The sequence below is a fragment of the Dysgonomonas sp. BGC7 genome, from assembly GCF_001261735.1.
GTDB lineage: Bacteria > Bacteroidota > Bacteroidia > Bacteroidales > Dysgonomonadaceae > Dysgonomonas.
This window is the reverse complement of record NZ_CVRP01000006.1, coordinates 82,191-100,446: the sequence shown is the minus strand read 5'-3', so window position 1 is coordinate 100,446 and position 18,256 is coordinate 82,191. Positions and strand designations below refer to the sequence as shown.

At 35.4% G+C, this 18,256-nt stretch carries 14 protein-coding genes and 2 tRNA genes; 15 read left to right on the top strand and 1 reads right to left on the bottom strand.

Features of this window, described 5'->3' with window-relative positions:
• Positions 1-40 precede the first annotated feature (40 nt).
• Entirely contained in the window at positions 41-2,350 is a 2,310-nt protein-coding gene (locus BGC7_RS04215) for a translocation and assembly module lipoprotein TamL (RefSeq protein WP_050700314.1), read from the bottom strand.
• Positions 2,351-2,468: 118 nt separating this feature from the next.
• Between BGC7_RS04215 and BGC7_RS04210 the strand changes: the two genes are divergently transcribed.
• The 15 genes from BGC7_RS04210 (at position 2,469) to BGC7_RS04140 (ending at position 18,186) form a co-directional block, all read left to right on the top strand.
• Positions 2,469-4,301, top strand: a complete 1,833-nt coding sequence (locus tag BGC7_RS04210) for a YgiQ family radical SAM protein (protein ID WP_050700313.1) — start codon at positions 2,469-2,471, stop codon at positions 4,299-4,301.
• A gap of 50 nt (positions 4,302-4,351) precedes the next feature.
• Positions 4,352-5,086, top strand: a complete 735-nt coding sequence (locus BGC7_RS04205; RefSeq protein ID WP_050700312.1) for a copper homeostasis protein CutC — start codon at positions 4,352-4,354, stop codon at positions 5,084-5,086.
• A 111-nt stretch (positions 5,087-5,197) separates the two neighbouring features.
• Entirely contained in the window at positions 5,198-7,072 is a 1,875-nt protein-coding gene (gene mnmG, locus BGC7_RS04200; RefSeq protein ID WP_050700311.1) for a tRNA uridine-5-carboxymethylaminomethyl(34) synthesis enzyme MnmG, read from the top strand.
• Between the two features lie 83 nt (positions 7,073-7,155).
• A complete protein-coding gene (locus tag BGC7_RS04195; RefSeq protein WP_369799070.1) occupies positions 7,156-7,707 on the top strand; it encodes an adenine phosphoribosyltransferase in 552 nt (183 codons plus the stop codon).
• Between the two features lie 72 nt (positions 7,708-7,779).
• Positions 7,780-9,579, top strand: coding sequence for an excinuclease ABC subunit UvrC (gene uvrC / locus BGC7_RS04190; protein ID WP_050700309.1), 1,800 nt, complete (start codon positions 7,780-7,782; stop codon positions 9,577-9,579).
• Between the two features lie 38 nt (positions 9,580-9,617).
• Positions 9,618-10,697 carry an acyltransferase gene (locus BGC7_RS04185; protein ID WP_050700308.1) on the top strand — a complete coding sequence of 360 codons (1,080 nt, stop codon included), beginning with the start codon at positions 9,618-9,620 and terminating at the stop codon, positions 10,695-10,697.
• Positions 10,698-10,763: 66 nt separating this feature from the next.
• Complete coding sequence (locus tag BGC7_RS04180) at positions 10,764-11,348, top strand: HdeD family acid-resistance protein (protein WP_050700307.1); 585 nt, start codon at positions 10,764-10,766, stop codon at positions 11,346-11,348.
• Between the two features lie 103 nt (positions 11,349-11,451).
• On the top strand, positions 11,452-12,969 hold the full coding sequence (locus BGC7_RS04175; protein ID WP_050700306.1) for an ArnT family glycosyltransferase: 1,518 nt from the start codon (positions 11,452-11,454) through the stop codon (positions 12,967-12,969).
• Between the two features lie 2 nt (positions 12,970-12,971).
• Positions 12,972-13,424 (top strand): D-aminoacyl-tRNA deacylase, encoded by a 453-nt coding sequence (dtd, locus tag BGC7_RS04170; protein WP_050700305.1) that lies wholly within the window; start codon positions 12,972-12,974, stop codon positions 13,422-13,424.
• A complete protein-coding gene (locus BGC7_RS04165; protein WP_050700304.1) occupies positions 13,424-13,750 on the top strand; it encodes a nucleotide pyrophosphohydrolase in 327 nt (108 codons plus the stop codon). The genes dtd and BGC7_RS04165 overlap by 1 nt, the downstream gene beginning before the upstream one ends.
• Position 13,751: 1 nt before the next feature.
• A complete protein-coding gene (gene deoC, locus BGC7_RS04160; protein WP_050700303.1) occupies positions 13,752-14,618 on the top strand; it encodes a deoxyribose-phosphate aldolase in 867 nt (288 codons plus the stop codon).
• A 45-nt stretch (positions 14,619-14,663) separates the two neighbouring features.
• Positions 14,664-15,161, top strand: a complete 498-nt coding sequence (gene ribH, locus BGC7_RS04155) for a 6,7-dimethyl-8-ribityllumazine synthase (RefSeq protein WP_050700302.1) — start codon at positions 14,664-14,666, stop codon at positions 15,159-15,161.
• A gap of 36 nt (positions 15,162-15,197) precedes the next feature.
• Positions 15,198-15,280, top strand: a tRNA-Tyr gene (locus BGC7_RS04150).
• An 8-nt stretch (positions 15,281-15,288) separates the two neighbouring features.
• Positions 15,289-15,361 (top strand) — tRNA-Gly (locus BGC7_RS04145).
• A gap of 167 nt (positions 15,362-15,528) precedes the next feature.
• Entirely contained in the window at positions 15,529-18,186 is a 2,658-nt protein-coding gene (locus BGC7_RS04140) for a TonB-dependent receptor plug domain-containing protein (RefSeq protein ID WP_050700301.1), read from the top strand.
• Positions 18,187-18,256 lie beyond the last annotated feature (70 nt).

Below are 18,256 nucleotides of genomic sequence, written 5' to 3'. Positions count from 1 at the left end.
TGACAAATTTATATTTTTACATATGACATTTAAAACATTGTCAGAAAGGATAGCCTATACCAAAATGAAATGCCATACGATTGAGAGTAGGTTTAAATAAAACAAAACGTCTCGATTGCTCCAATCCGGGATCATAGGCTTTCATCCCCGCATCGAATCGGAGTAGAAGAAAGTCTAAGTCGAGCCGAAGACCTACACCATAAGCCAGTCCTATTTCTTTATAAAAAGAATTGAACTGGAACAAACCTCCCGGCTGTTCTTTATAACTGAGTAAAGTCCAAACATTACCTGCATCTATAAATTGAGCAAATTCGAACATAGAACTTATTTTCATCCTATTTTCTATACTAAGTTCCAGTTTCATATCTCCGGTCTGATTTACAAAATCACTCCCTTCCCGATTCTTTCGGTACGATCCGGGTCCCAAAGAGCGTGTAGACCATCCCCTTATACTATTTGCACCTCCTGCAAAAAAACGTCTTTCGAACGGAAGGATATCTGAATTTCCATAAGGATGGGCTAATCCGAGCATTACGTGATATGCCAGCGAATGCTTCTTCGAAAAATAAAATGTACGGGCATAATCCACACTTCCTTTTACATACTCGGCATATGCAACACCCAGTATTCTTTTTTGCCCGTATTCATCTACTTTTGAACCATTTATTGTTGTCACCAGTCTGGGAATAGCTCCGGACACTTCTATCGTTCCACGAAGGGAATAGGTGGGATATAAAGGATTGAATCGTCTTCCGTTTATCAATGTTACTGTATAGGCATTTCTAGCAACCAGCTGATCCCTGTAACTTTCCATCAAAAGCGTATTATCAGAATTGTTCAGATAATTATCTTTAAAATTCTGCGACATCCAAGGCATACGTATGTAGTTTATATCTACAAAATCGAAACTGTGTCTCAACCTGCTTTTATAGGTAGTCCAACCATAATTGATCGTTGTATTAAAAAACTGCCGTGTATACTCCGGCCGATGCTGATTATTCAGTCCGACTGTAAAAGTAGTTGTTGCAGTAGGTTTTTCCCGCCAGCTTTTTTTCAGGTATGGGAATAGAAAGAGAGGAAATGTAAGACTGGTCTCTGCTCCATATTCATAAAAACTCTGATTCATAAGATCGGTACTATGACCTCCTGTAATAAACTCATAGGCTCCTTTCAACTTAATACTCAATTGCTCAGAACCATTAAACAGGTTTTGGTGCTGATAAGATACACTCGGGGCTATACCCAGGTCTCCGGCAGAGTTTGTGCCATCGAGGGCAGCTTTGAACCAGTGAGCATTGGCAGGTAGTAAAATAATAGTAGCATCTAGCTTTGTACTATCTGTGACGGATGGATTCATCGTTATATTTACCTGTTTTATGGCTCCCATTTTGGTATAAGCCTGATAAGTATAACTCTGAGCCATATCAGAGAAGTAAGATCCCGGCCTCACATAGTTATTTCGGTAAATACTAGTCGATCGAAGAAATTTATTACGGCCCCGTATTATCTTAATATCCCGATATTCGGTAGTATCAGCATTTCTAAAAAACCATCTGTTTGTATTTATCTGGCCACCCGGGCCCATCATATTATCTATCGAATTTATACCCGAAATTATTGTCACTTTATCAAGCTTATATCTGGGATAAGGCACACTGTCTTTGGTAGGATAGATATCGAGAAATAAATCTACCTGATGAGAGTTTAGTGTTGTATCTGCTTTAAAATAAACATATTCTTTCGAAAAGTTATAATATCCTACATTTCTCATCACAGTATTCACCTGAAGCCTCTCTTCTTCGAGCATAGACATATCAAAGAAATCGCCTTTATTCAGTAATGGCCTCAAGGGTACTTTATTCATTATACGAGACATCGTAGTGTCTGATATGGCATACGTATAATTTCGGATACGATAAGGAGTATGTCCCTTTATGTTGTAGACTACAGACATCTTATTCCCTTTAATTTTAAGAATAGTATCGACCTCTGCATTCAGATACCCCTGATTGTTCAGTTCCTTTTTTAGTTGGCTTGCAGATATTGCTGTCTGCGAATTGTTATATAAAACAGGAGGCTGCCCCATTTTTCGAATAAAACGAGTCATCCACTTACTTGTATCCTGTCCTGCCATATTGTATATTTTAAGCCTTACCTTTCCCAACAATGGCATACTGGAGTTAGGCTGCTGACGGACGAAGTCTTCCAGATCTGAAGACGCATTTTTTGTATCATGCTTAACTTCGAAATTGTCGAGCAGGTAGCTACCTTCAGGTATATTTTTTGTTGTACTACAGGCAACAAACCCAAGGAATAGCATTGAAATTAAAAAAGAGCTAAGTTTTCTCATTAGTTTATAAACACATTACAAATATACAATGTTTAACAAATAGTATAACTCAAAAATGTTAAGAATAGTCTTAGGCTATATATAGCAGGGAAAAAAAAGAATATCTTTGTGCCTGATTATGAAAGAATACCGATTGACAGACTGGCTGCCTACTACAAAAAAAGAAGTAGAATTAAGAAAATGGGATGAACTTGACGTAATTCTGTTTTCGGGAGATGCGTATATAGATCACCCTTCTTTCGGAGCTGCAGTAATAGGTCGTATTCTTGAAGCAGAAGGGCTCAGAGTAGCTATTGTACCGCAACCAAACTGGCGCGATGATCTGCGGGATTTCAAAAAACTGGGCAAACCGAAATTATTCTTCGGAGTAACGGCCGGTGCAATGGATTCCATGATTAATCATTATACAGCCAATAAGCGTCTTCGTTCCGACGACGCTTACACACCTGACGGACGGGCAGATATGCGCCCCGACAGAACTTCGGTTGTATATACCAACATTTTAAAAGATCTTTTTCCAGATGTTCCTGTTATACTGGGGGGTATAGAAGCCTCGTTGCGAAGAGTAACGCACTATGATTACTGGGACGATAAACTACACAAATCTATACTAATAGATTCCAAAGCAGATTTACTTGTATATGGTATGGGTGAAACACCGTTGAAAACGATAATATCGAGGCTAAAGAACGGAGAAAAAGCACAAAGCTTTACCGAGATACCACAAACTGTATATTTAAGCGATAAAAACGATTTAAATGCGTCTTTCAACGAAGAAGACGATATATATCTGGCTTCGCACGAAGAATGTCTGACCGACAAACTAAAGCAAGCGAAGAATTTTAAAATAGTTGAAGAACAATCTAACATGATGAACGCGTCTCGCATTATCCAATATTGTGATGGAAAGGCGGTAATTATCAATCCTCCCTACCCTCCAATGTCGGAAAAAGAGATAGACGCTTCATTCGATTTGCCATACACACGACTACCTCATCCTAAATATAAAGGAAAAACAATTCCGGCATTCGAAATGATCAAATTTTCGGTCAATATGCACAGAGGATGTTTCGGGGGTTGCGCATTCTGTACCATATCGGCACATCAAGGTAAATTTATTGCTTCAAGATCTAAAAGATCAATAATCAACGAAGTAAGAAACATTACAGAAATGCCGGATTTTAAGGGATATTTAAGCGATTTGGGTGGTCCTTCTGCCAATATGTACAATATGAAGGGAATAGATGAACAGATCTGTGCAAAATGCAAACGTCCTTCATGTATACACCCTAAGATATGTAAGAATCTCAATACGGATCACACCTCACTACTCGAAATTTATAAAGAAGTAGATGCTTTACCACAGATAAAAAAATCATTTATAGGGAGTGGTGTTCGCTACGACATGTTATTACACCGAAGCGAGAACGAGGCTCTAAACAAAGCCGCAGAGAGATACACAGAAGAACTAATAGTCAATCATGTATCAGGAAGACTTAAAGTAGCTCCGGAACATACATCTGACCTTGTCCTCAAATACATGAGAAAGCCCAGCTTTGAACAGTTCTATGCGTTTAAGAAAATATTTGATAAAATAAACACGCAAGCCGGACTAAAACAGCAGCTTATTCCCTATTTCATATCATCGCATCCCGGCTGTGGAGAAGAGGATATGGCAGAATTAGCTGTAAAAACGAAGCCTTTAGGATTTAAACTGGAGCAGATACAGGATTTTACTCCTTCACCAATGACTGTAGCTACCGAAATGTATTATACAGGATATCATCCTTATACTCTCGAAAAAGTCTATACTGCACGCACCAAAGAACAGAAATTAGCTCAAAGACAATTCTTCTTTTGGTACGACAAAGACTATAAGCCACAGATAATAAGATCATTAAGAAAGATAAAAAGAGAAGATTTAATAAATAAACTTTATCCTTCGAAGTAATCATTCTCTCGAATAGATATTAATAATCTATATATCAACAATTTACATATATGATATTAGTAGAAGTATGCGCCGGTTCGGTACAATCTGCGGTAGAAGCTCAACAGGGTGGAGCATTCAGAATAGAGCTTTGCGATAATCTGGCGCAAGGAGGAACAACTCCTTCTCCATCACAAATCACAAAATCCAAACAACTATCTGATATACAGACTAATACATTAATAAGACCGAGGGAAGGTGATTTTCTGTACTCTGACCTCGAGTTTGAGACAATGAAACAAGACATTCATTATTGTGGACAGGCTAAGTGTAACGGAGTAGTTTTCGGTATCTTGAATCCTGACGGTTCTATCGATAAAATAAGGAATCAGGAACTTGTAAAAATAGCACATCAATACAAGATGGAAGTAACATTTCATCGGGCTTTCGACAGATCTTCCAATCTATATAAAGCACTCGAAGATATAATAGAAATAGGTTGCAATCGAATACTAACTTCGGGAGGTAAAAAAACAGCTCTTGCTGGAAAAGAGATCATAAAGCAACTTATAGAAAAAGCAGCAGACAGAATCATCATTATGCCTGGTGGAGGCATTACGGAAGATAATGTAAGAGATCTCGTAAACTCAACAGGCCTGAAAGAATTTCACGGATCGTTCAGAAGTCCGGTAAGAAGCAAAATGACATATATGGCTCCGGCATTTTGTGAAGAAGAAGAGTTCGTAATACTACAAACGGACAAAGAAAAAGTAAGTAAGGCGATAAAAAATGCCAATAATATTTAATCTACAGTGTTAATAATTTTTACAGCGATTACGGCAATAAAAATTTACTGTATAAAAGTATTACCTTTGTAGCCGGAAATAAATTTTTACAGCTAGCTTTTATAAAATAAGATGAACTTCAAATATGATGTAATTGTCGTCGGTGCGGGTCATGCCGGCTGCGAAGCGGCTACAGCTGCGGCCAACATGGGATCTAAAACTCTGCTCATAACAATGGACATGAACAAAATTGCCCAAATGAGCTGCAACCCTGCCGTAGGAGGAATAGCAAAAGGACAAATAGTAAGAGAAATAGATGCCTTGGGCGGACAAATGGGAATTGTATCCGATAAAACAGCCATACAATTTCGAATGCTCAATAAGTCGAAAGGCCCTGCAATGTGGAGTCCACGAGTTCAGAGCGACAGAGCTCAATTCATTCTTAAGTGGAGAGAAATAATAGAGAACACAGAAAATCTATTCATTTGGCAAGACACTGTTAAATCACTGGTAATAGAAAACAACACTGTAGTGGGAGTAAAAACTGCGATGGAAGTGACCTTTTCTGCCAAATCGGTAGTTCTCACCAATGGTACTTTCCTTAATGGATTGATGCATATCGGGAAAACTCAATTAGGAGGAGGTCGGGTATCGGAACCGGCATCATCGGGAATAACCGAACAACTAAGAGAGTTTGGATTTACAACCGACAGGATGAAAACCGGAACGCCTGCCCGAATAGATGGAAGAAGCGTAGACTTCAGCCTTATGGAAGAGCAAAAAGGAGATGATGACTTCCACAAGTTTTCATACCTCGACTATCCTGCACGCACTTTGAAACAACTCAGCTGCTGGATCACTTATACCAACGAAGATGTGCATAATACATTGCGCGATGGATTGGATGATTCTCCACTATATAACGGTCAGATAAAAAGTATAGGACCAAGATACTGTCCGAGCATAGAAACTAAAATAGTGACTTTTGCCGATAAGATTGCTCATCAATTATTCTTAGAACCCGAAGGAGTAAACACTCAGGAATATTACTTGAATGGATTTTCTTCTTCTCTCCCACTACATATACAGATTGAGGCATTACAAAAAATTCCGGCATTTCGAAATATACATATATATAGACCGGGCTATGCTATAGAATATGACTTCTTCGATCCAAGACAGTTGAAGCATACGTTGGAAACAAAGCTGATAAAAAATCTATTTTTTGCCGGACAAATAAACGGAACTACCGGATACGAAGAAGCCGGAGGACAAGGACTTATCGCAGGAATAAATGCACATATAAATGCACATGGCGAAAATGAATTTATTCTGAAAAGAGATGAAGCATATATAGGTGTGTTGATAGACGATCTTGTTACAAAAGGAGTAGACGAACCATACAGGATGTTTACATCGAGAGCAGAATACAGAATCCTTCTTCGCCAGGATGATGCAGACATGAGACTAACCGAAAAAGGGTTCGATATCAACTTGGCAAAACAGGAACGAATAGACCTGCTAAACCAGAAGAGAGAGGAAATAGAAAGACTCATAGATTTCACAGCCTCCTACTCTATCAAACCGGAATACATTAATGAAGGACTCACATCTTTAGGTACAACTCCTCTAAAACAAAAAGTAAAACTTAAGGATATTATAACACGTCCACAAATAACAATAGAGAATATTTCGGAATTCATCCCTGCCCTAAAAAGCGAATTGGACAAAATACCAAACAGAAAAGAAGAAATAATAGAGGCTACCGAAATAAAAATAAAGTACGACGGATATATAAAAAGAGAGCAACTTATAGCCGACAAGATTTCCAGACTGGAAACAATAAAGATAAAGGGGAAGTTTAATTACAAAGAGATATTATCCCTTTCCACCGAGGCCAGAGAAAAACTATCGAAAATAGATCCTGAAACAATAGCCCAAGCAAGTAGAATTCCAGGCATTTCACCAAACGACATATCAGTATTATTAGTACTTTTAGGACGATAAACGAAATTGTTCCACGTGGAACACAAAATAAAAACAAGTATAAATCGGATTTGTTCCACGTGGAACAATCAACTTTAATGAACATGAAAGAACTAACATCGGAGGAAAAATTAGCAGAGTTAAGAAAAACAGTAAGAAACATTCCGGACTTCCCTATCCCAGGAATTCAGTTTAAAGATGTCACCCCACTCTTCAACACAAAGGAGTCTTTATCTATGCTCACTGATACACTTTTGGACGAATACAAAGATCTTGGAATAACAAAAGTAGTAGGCATAGAATCAAGAGGATTTATCATGGGACCCATAATGGCATTAGAACTTGGTGCAGGATTTGTCCCAATTAGAAAACCGGGCAAACTTCCGGCAGAAGTCTACGAGGAAGAGTATGAAAAAGAATACGGTGTAGACAAAATACAAATACATAAAGATTCTCTCGGAGAGAATGATGTAGTTCTTATACATGACGATTTACTTGCAACAGGCGGCACAATGCTTGCAGCATATAAACTTGTAAAGAAGATGGGAGTTAAGAAGATATACATTAACTTTATCATAGAGCTAGAAGAATTGAGAGGAAGAGAAGTATTTCCTGCCGACGTAGATATAAAATCTCTTATAACATTCTCTATTTAAAAGCATAGAGAATTATAAAGAATTTAAACGCTCTTAACACAGACTATTTTATTAACAAAAAGCCATCAGTATATGAATGATTATCTAAAAAATATCATCAGAAATATTCCTGAAAAGCCGGGATGTTATCAATATTATGATGACAAGGGTATAATTATATATGTTGGTAAAGCAAAGAATCTGAAAAAAAGAGTTTCTTCTTATTTTACAAAAAATCACGACAGTCCCAAAACACGGATATTAGTAAGTAAGATAAAAGACATCAGATACATTATAGTAGATACTGAGGCAGACACTCTCCTTCTTGAAAATAATCTTATAAAAGAATTTCAACCGCGATATAATGTATTGTTAAAAGACGACAAGTCTTATCCTTCTATTGCTATAAGAAATGAGTTTTATCCAAGAGTAGAATTAACACGACAAATTATAAAAAACGGATCACAATATTTTGGTCCCTACTCTAATGTACCAAGTGTAAAAGTTCTTCTCGAATTTATACATAAATTATATCCTATCCGTACATGCTCGTTAAATCTGACTCCGGAGAAAATAGCAGAAGGAAAATATAAGGTGTGCCTGGAATATCATATCAAAAGATGTCTTGCTCCTTGTGTAGGTTTACAAAAATACGAAGACTATAATAAGGACATAGAATCTATAAAAGAAATTCTAAAAGGAAATACAAATCTTGTGAGTGACCGTATTTATAATCAAATGTTAGAAATGGCGGAAAAACAAGAGTTTGAATTGGCGAACGAGCTTAAGAATAAATATCTGCTGATTGAAAACTTCAAAAACAAATCGACTGTTGTAAGCAATATAAATTACAATATCGATGTATACAGTTACGATGAAGATGAAAACTCAGCATTTATAAATTATCTGAATGTTCATAATGGAGCTATAATACAAGTATATACCTTTGAATATAGAAAGCGTATAGAAGAAAGTAAAGAAGATCTTCTCGGCATGGGTATAGTAGAGATGAGAGAACGTTTCGGGTCGAAAGCAAAAGAAATTGTAGTACCTTTCTATCCCGATCTGGCTCTCGAGGGTGTAGAATACGTAATTCCTCAGCGAGGAGATAAAAAAAAGCTTTTGCTTCTATCCACACAAAATGTAAGACAGTATAAAATAGACAAATTAAAAAAAGCAGAAAGTCTGAATCCCGAGCAAAGAAACATAAGAATACTAAAAGAAATACAGAAAGATCTGAATATCAAAGAATTACCTGTACAGATAGAGTGTTTTGACAATTCGAATATACAAGGAACTAATCCTGTATCGGCATGCGTAGTATTCAAAATGGGAAAACCATCGAAAAAAGACTATCGCCACTTCAATGTGAAAACAGTAGAAGGTCCGGACGATTTTTCGACTATGCGTGAAGTAGTATACAGACGTTATCACCGACTCTTGGAAGAAGGCTCTCCCCTACCCCAACTGATTGTGATAGACGGAGGAAAAGGGCAATTAAGTTCAGCATGCGAATCGCTCAAGTCATTGGGCATATACGGCAAAGTTGCCATTGTAGGTATAGCCAAGCGGCTGGAAGAAATTTACTACCCTGAAGATTCAATACCGTTATACCTCGACAAAAATTCTGAATCTCTGAAAGTTCTCCAGCATCTGCGAGATGAAGCTCACAGATTTGGTATTACTTTTCATAGAAACCAAAGAAGCAAAAGTCAGGTAAAATCGGAACTAGACAATATAAAAGGTATTGGTGACGAAACTAAAAGATTATTACTCAAAGAGTTTAGAAGCGTAAAAAGAATAAAAGCCGCATCTCAACAAGAGCTGGAAAAAATAGTAGGTAAACACAAAACTCTTTTATTGAAAAAATATTTTGAAGATAAAAGTAACTAATAATATCTTTACATAAAGACACCCCTATTTTTTACAAAATGGCAGAAATAAGAATCGAAAATAAAAGTAACGAGAGAATATTATATGCTGATATCTTAAGAACATTCACAATATATGCTGTTCTTATAATACATATATGCGGAGTCAGATGGTACTCTACAATAGGTACATCAGAATGGTATGTACTAAATACTTTTATGACGATGTTCAGGTGGTGTATTCCTGTTTTTTTTATGCTGAGTGGTATAATAATTCTTGATCCCAAATACAACCTTACATTTAAAAAACTATATACCAAAACATTACCCAGACTCATTATTGCTCTTATATTTTGGGCTATAGTATACAGAACATTATCACCTATTGTATCCATGCTATTACAAGTCAAAGAGGTAACCTCAGATGATTGGAAAAAAATATATTTGGATATACTATTCGGTACCCCATGGCATCACTTATGGTTTATGTATGCAATAATTTCTATCTATATTTTATCACCACTTATAAGAGTTTTTACAGCCAATGCCGAAAAAAAACACTATATATACTTCCTTATTCTCTATCTCATATTCGGAGCTGTAATACCCAAAATAGATGCCGCCTATAACCTACATATAAGCTTCGGAATAAATGAATTATACTCATACACCGGCTATTTTATAGCAGGTTATTTTTTCTCGAAATATGACCTTACATCTATCCAAAAGAAGTCACTATACACTGCCGGTATCTGTATAATGATATGGATGTTATCATGGTCAACATACACAGCTGTTACCGAACACACTTTAAGCACCCATTATTTCGAAAACATAAGTCCGCTGACAATGATAGTAGCATATGCAGTCTTTGTTTTTGCAAAAAATTTTATAAATAGCAATACAGGCATTCAAAAACTGAAGAATAATAAGTATATAACATTACTGGCCAATTGCAGTCTGGGCATATATCTTGTTCACGATCTGTTTAATGTATTGCTCAGTTTATTAAATATAAACACAGGGACATTTCCGGCTATTATATCAGTTCCCATACTCGCCCTATTCGTATATTTATGTTCGCTGAGCGTTGTACTCATCATCAAAAAAATACCTGTTCTCAATAAGTGGATCATTTAAAAAATAAATGAACAATAGTTCATTTTTGTGCGTTATATTATATGACAATGTTAAAAACAACGCATTATGAAAAATGATCTTTTTTACTCAGTAAAACAGGCTGTAAAATATTGGTGGATTTCGCCAATAATCGGAGTTATAGCCATTATTCTAGGTGTATGGTGTTTGGGCAATCCGGGCGCAACTCTTTCTATTTTGGGAGCATTCTTTATTGCAGGGTTCCTTGTTAGTGGAATATTCGAAATAGTATTCTCACTATCAAATATGAATACCCTGAAAGGTTGGGGATGGACCTTAGCCAGTGGTATAATAGACCTGCTGTTTGGTCTCTTACTTATAGCCATGCCGATTGGCACAATAGCCGTTATACTCTTCATGGTAGGCTTTTGGGTTATGTTTCAGGCTATATGGGGCATTGGTACAGCGATAGACTTGCAAAGGAACGGAGTTAAAGGCTGGGGATGGATACTTGCTTTTGCCATATTAACTCTCATATTGGCATTCATCCTTATTAGTAGTCCATTATTCGCCGCCGGATTTATAATATATCTTATGTCATTTGCACTTTTCTGCTATGGTATTATGAGAATATATTATGGTTTCAGAATGAGGACTGTGCATAAAGAACTAGACGATATGGAAAAAGAATAAAAGATATTATCCAAAAAAATATAAAAGAAACTGCATTATATTTTAAGGTTGTATATTTGTACCGAATATACAACCTTATTTTTTCAAAACAGCAGACAATAAAATGGTTAATAACCTAACAAATAATTCTTTATCTATAAAAAAAGACAGCTATTTTATTTTTATCTTTCTACTATTCTCTTTTATAGTTTGTTTCTTCAATACATTAAATTCTCCATATTACCTGTTTAATGAATGGTGCGATCCTCAAATATATTTCTCTATAGGAAAAGGTATTTTCAATGGAAAAGTACCATACAAGGACCTCTTCGACCATAAAGGACCTCTCATCTATTTCATATATGGAATCGGCTATCTGGTATCTAATACTTCACTCCTTGGTATATATCTCATACAATCTTGCTTCTGGTTTCTAAGCATACTGTTTGCATACCGCACTGCCAAATTATTCTTAAGCAATATCTCATCCTTTATCATAGCACTGCTATATACTACTATTCTGTATAGCAAAAGTGGATCAGGAGGCTCTGCCGACGAGTTTATTGTGCCTATTATAACTATTAGTTTCTATTATTTTCTTTCCTATTTCAATGGTAATTATCAATCTCCAAAAGGGCTGTATAAGATAATGCTGATACAGGGATTCACATTTGCATTTGCATTCTTTGTGAAGTTTAGCGTTTGTGTTTTCTGGGCTCCCCTTATACTAGCAATATGTTACCGAATATACACAGAAAAAAAGTACAAACAGATTGTGTTTTGTTTCATGTATTTTATGGTAGGATTTATAATATTAGCTTTCCCTTTTTTACTCTATTTTCTGCTGAATAATGCTTTTGCAGATTTCATTTTTGCCTATTTTACATTCAATTCCATGTACGCATCAACAGGGATTACTATAGATGTAGTATTAAATATAGCAGTACGCTTTGTAAAACTTACATCACGGTTTTACATTGCCTTTCCTTTAGTCTTATTGGGGCTGGCAGTACTAATATTTACAAAAAAATATATCAAAGAAAAGGAATATAAAATAGGGATATTCTTTTCTTTCGTCTTTCTATATTTACCTATTGTAAACAGCAGGGATCACCATCTCTATGCATATATTGTTCTTTATGTATTTGCAATTATGGGTCTGGTATATATTTTCGGATTTTTAGACAAATATTTGATGAAAAAAAAGAGTAATCATTATCCCATCTACATACTTTCATTTATCTGCATACTGGCTCTCAATATCTACAATCAGGGATTACTGGCAAACGAGCGATCTGCACTCTTCTGCAAAGAGAATTGCAGCTATGGTCAAAAAGAATTTGCAGAAATTATAAATAAAGAACATAACCCTACCCTACTCGATCTGCAATTAGATAAAGGAATATATATGGCAGCTGACATAGTTCCTTCTTATAAATACTTTTTCCACCCTGCCATAGACAACACAGTATTCCCGGATATATCTGAATTTCAAAAAAATATAGTTAAAAATTCAGGCCCTATGTTCATTGTTACATCACGTACCAATTTTCCTTATTTGAATGAAAATTATACGATGATAGCAACTTATACAGAAATGCAAGACCCGTATGGCGAAATATACCTATACAAAAGAAAATAAAAATGCGATTACTCATACAACGTGTGCAAAGAGCATCTGTAAGCATAAACGGCTCAGAAAAGTCTAAAATAAGAAAAGGACTACTTATATTGGCAGGCATAGAAGACGCCGATAATATAAATGACATCGAATGGTTGTCGGGAAAAGTGGTTAATTTACGTATCTTTGATGACGAAAACGGAGTAATGAATAAGTCTATATCAGAAATAGACGGCGAGATATTAATTGTATCTCAGTTTACTCTTCATGCATCAACAAAGAAAGGAAACAGACCATCGTACATAAAAGCAGCAAGGCCCGAAGTAGCTATACCCCTCTATGAGCAGCTATGTGCTTGTGTACAAGATAAGTTAGAAAAAGAAGTTAAAACAGGAGAATTTGGAGCAGACATGCAAGTCGAATTAATAAACGATGGACCTGTCACCATATGGATAGATTCTAAAACAAAAGAATAATGACTATAGAAGAAGCTCAGAAAGAAGTAGACAACTGGATAAAGACCATAGGAGTACGTTATTTCAGCGAACTTACCAATATGGCTATCCTCACCGAAGAAGTAGGCGAATTAGCTCGTATAATGGCTCGCACGTACGGAGATCAGTCATTTAAGAAATCAGATTTAGACAAAAATCTAGGAGACGAAATGGCCGATGTGCTATGGGTACTTATATGTCTGGCCAATCAGACAGGAATAGATCTGACAGAGGCATTCAAAAAGAATATAGAAAAGAAAACAAACAGAGATAAAGACAGGCATATAAATAACGATAAATTAAAATAAAATGGCAGAAGTAAACAAGTATACCGATACTCTCAAAAAATATGAGACCAATCTGAAAGATTCGGACATTACCAAAAAAGTAAATGAAATAATAAGCAAGAAATTTGCAGAAAACAATACAAAAGAAGTTTATAAGAAGATATATTCGCTCATAGACCTAACTTCTCTTAACGCAACAGATACAAGAGAAAGCATCTGGAATCTGACAGAAGGTGTAAACGATTTTGAAGGATCGAGCGACATAAATAATGTAGCAGCAATCTGTGTGTACCCCAACTTTGTAGAAACCGTAAAAGAAGCTCTGACAGCTGATGTTAAAATAGCATCCGTAGCAGGCGGATTCCCGTCGTCTCAAACATTTACTGAAGTAAAAATAGCCGAAACAGCCCTGGCCGTAGCCAGTGGAGCTGACGAGATAGATACCGTTCTCAATCTGGGATTCTTTTTCGATGAAAATTACGAAGAACTGACAGAAGAACTAGACGAGATAAAACATGCATGCCGCGAAGCGAAGTTGAAAGTAATACTGGAAACAAGTGCATTGAAAACGGCAGAAAATATTATGAAAGCCTCAATACTTTCTCTATATTCGGGAGCCGACTTCATTAAAACATCTACCGGCAAAGTATATGAAGGGACAACATTAGAGGCTGCATACGTAATGTGTACAGCAATAAAAGAATACACCTCTAAGAATGGCCGTCAGACAGGTTTTAAAGCCTCTGGAGGAATTTCCACCACCGAAGACGCTGTCAAATACTATACGATAGTAAAAGAAGTGCTAGGCGAAGAATATTTAACTAGCGAATATTTCAGAATCGGAGCAAGCCGCCTTGCAAAGAATTTATTAAATGATATAAAAGAATAAATCTTATCTTTAAACAAAAAATAAAATAACTATAAAAAAGGAATTATGGCAACAGCATACCACAACCTATCATCTTACAATCCTGAAACAGTTCCCAGCGGAGAGAATATGAGAATAGGAATCGTTGTTTCGGAATGGAACGAAACTATAACCACTCCCCTACTCCAAGGAGCACACGATACACTATTGAAGCATGGTGTGAAAAAGGAAAATATAATTATAGACTTTGTTCCGGGAAGCTTCGAACTTATTTTCGGCTCGAAACATATGGTAGAAAATAAAGAATTGGATGCAGTAATAGCTCTTGGCTGTGTAGTCAGAGGAGATACTCCACATTTCGATTATGTATGTAGCGGAGTCACTCAGGGTATTGCCGATATGAATATAAGATACGATATCCCATTCATTTTCGGTTTATTAACTACAGACAACATGAAACAAGCCGAAGAAAGAGCAGGGGGCATACATGGAAACAAAGGGGATGAATGCGCAATAACGGCATTAAAAATGATAGATTTTTATCGTAGAAATTTGGAGGAATAAATAAAAGTGTTACCTTTGCAATCGCAAAAGATAACCGGGCAGTTACCAGAGTGGCCAAATGGGTCTGACTGTAACTCAGATAGCTTACGCTTACGGTGGTTCGAATCCATCACTGCCCACTAACTTTGCGGAAGTAGCTCAGTTGATAGAGCATTAGCCTTCCAAGCTGAGGGTCGCGGGTTTGAGCCCCGTCTTCCGCTCTCAATGAAAAGACGATTACAGAAATGTAGTCGTCTTTTTTTATATATACTTGGAAATAAACCTTAAATATTTTTAGTATATTGCGCAACCATATTTATTGCTATGAATACATCTAATCTATTCATAAATAATATAATATATATCTAATCTACTAAAATGAAAACATATGAAGTATAATTGTTACCTACTTATCCTTCTTGGTTTATTTATCAATCTCAACAAGGCTTATACACAAAATTCAGATCCGCTTTCATTAAATTTATATCAGAATAAATTTCTTGAACAAATTAAAGCATCGCCTCAAGAAAAAATATATATGCATACCGACCGAACATCCTACATTGTTGGCGATACATTATGGTTCAAACTATATTTAATTGATGCAATAGTCCATTTACCTTCCGAAAATAGTCGATTTGCCTACGTGGAAATGATAAATCCGATTGGTTCAATCATAAAAAGACAAAAAATAAAAATAGGAAAAACAGACTCATACGGACAAATAGGAATACCATCTACCCTACCCGAAGGGAATTATTACTTACGTGCCTATACCGGAACAATGTACGAAATGCCACATGACTATTTCTTTAACAAGAATATATATATCGTAAACTCTTCTTCAAAGGTAAAGGAAAATATAAGCTACAATTTTAAAAAAGATAAAATAACCGCCTCTTTTTACTTTACAAGACCTGATAATGAGGAGATAATTCCTGTAAAAGAAGTACAAATATCTATTAATAATGATTATACTAAAGTATTGAATATGAGCAAAAACAATGCTGGAGAGTTATCATTCAAAATAGCAGATAATAACAAAAGCCGTATATTACATCTACGATTCGACTATGAAAATATATCTTTTGATAAATACATTAATATTCCATATCCGAAAGAAGAATTTGATGTATCCTTTTTCCCCGAAGGTGGATATTTAATAAATGGTGCAGATTGTTTAGTAGGAATGAAAGCATTAAATACGAAAGGCATTTCGGAGGAAGTATCCGGATATATTTCAGACAATGAAGGAAACATTGTTCTGAAAAATGTATCAACTCTTTTCAAAGGTATTGGCTCTTTCTCTCTAAAACCTGAAGCAGGTAGAACATATTATGCAACAATGATAAATGAAAAGAATGATACATCTGTATTTACCTTACCAAAAGCACTTGACAATATATTATCAATTTCGGCAAAATGGTCTGAAAGTAAATTAATAGTTGCAGTAAATGGACAAAAGAATAAGCCTAATTACAATGAAAATCCTATGTATCTTCTTATTCATTCGAGAGGTATTATAAGTTATATGAAAAAATGGGATAAGAATATACCTTCATTAGCTTTTGCTAAAAAAGATCTACCTTCAGGTATTCTAAAAATAATACTATTAGACTCTGATTATAATCCGTTAAGTGAACGAATAGTATTCTGTATCAATGATGAAAACAAGGCGTACTCATCTGTAAATGCAGATAAACAAAATTACAATGAAAGAGAGCAAGTAAAATTAGATATATCAATCAAAGATAAAGATAACAATCCCATTAAAGGAAATCTTTCGATGTCGGTAACAGATAACAATTATACGAGTGTAGATAATAATTTAAATATACTCACCTACATACTTTTAACATCAGATTTGAGAGGATATATAGAAGAACCATCCTATTACTTCAAAAAAGATGGACAAAAGTCATTAAAAGCACTGGACAACCTTATGTTGACACAAGGTTGGACAAGATATGACATACCACAAATAATAAAGGGAAAGATACAAGAATCATCGGGTTTTATAGAATTGGGACAAGAAATATCAGGCACAGTAAAAAATATATCCCAGAAGAAAGCCATAGCCAATAGCCCTGTAAGAATAATATCATTTGACAATACATATGCGAATGAAACACTTACAGATAAAGATGGAAAGTTCTCTTTTATTGGATTAGATTTTAAAAACAATACCAATTTCATCTTACAGGCCTATGATACTAAAGGCAGTGATTGGGTGTCACTTTCTATAAATGAAGATGAATACCCAACAGTTGATATTACAGATTTGCCTTTTATCAATGAAAGAAAAGTAACAGAACATGATCAGAATATTAGTAGTATACGCACTATAAAACTTAGCGAAGTATATGTAAATGCTCCAAAAATAAATAAACCGGAATCTACCTATTCAGCAATGGCTGATGTTTCATTCGATAGTAAAAAAATAGAAGAGTTAAATGCCACTTGCATACATGAATTATTAAGAAGAATTCCTGGAATAAGACTTGCTGGAAATAAAGTTATAATAAGAGGGCAATCGAGTATATATGGAAATTCTTATGCAGCTATAGCTATTGATGGCGTTATTGTGGATGCAATCGACCAAGAAGGATTTGATGAAGGCTTTGACCTCGATATAATAAATATGCCTGATGTAGAAAGGGTCGACATTTTCAAAGGAGGAAGTACTGTTATTTGGGGAAGCAGAGGTTCTAAAGGTGTTATTTCAATTACTACCAAAAGTGGTAATTTTAATTTTTCAAGTATTGAAAGAATCAGATATAATACAAAAGAAATAAAACCTTTAGGATACACAGTTCCAAAAGAATTTTATTCTCCAAAATACGAAACAAAAGAAGAAAGAGAAAGTACTCATGTAGATTACAGGCCTACTTTATTTTGGCAACCAAACATTAATACTACTAATGAAGGTAATGCTTCTTTAAGTTTTTTTACTTCTGATAGTAAGGCTGAATACACTGTCATTATTCAAGGCATTACAGAGGAAGGAATAATTATTAATGAACACAAAGTTATCAATAAAAGATAATTCCCTCGTTTAAAATAGAAAAAGCACTGATAAAATACATATCAGTGCTTTTTTACTTTATAAATATTAC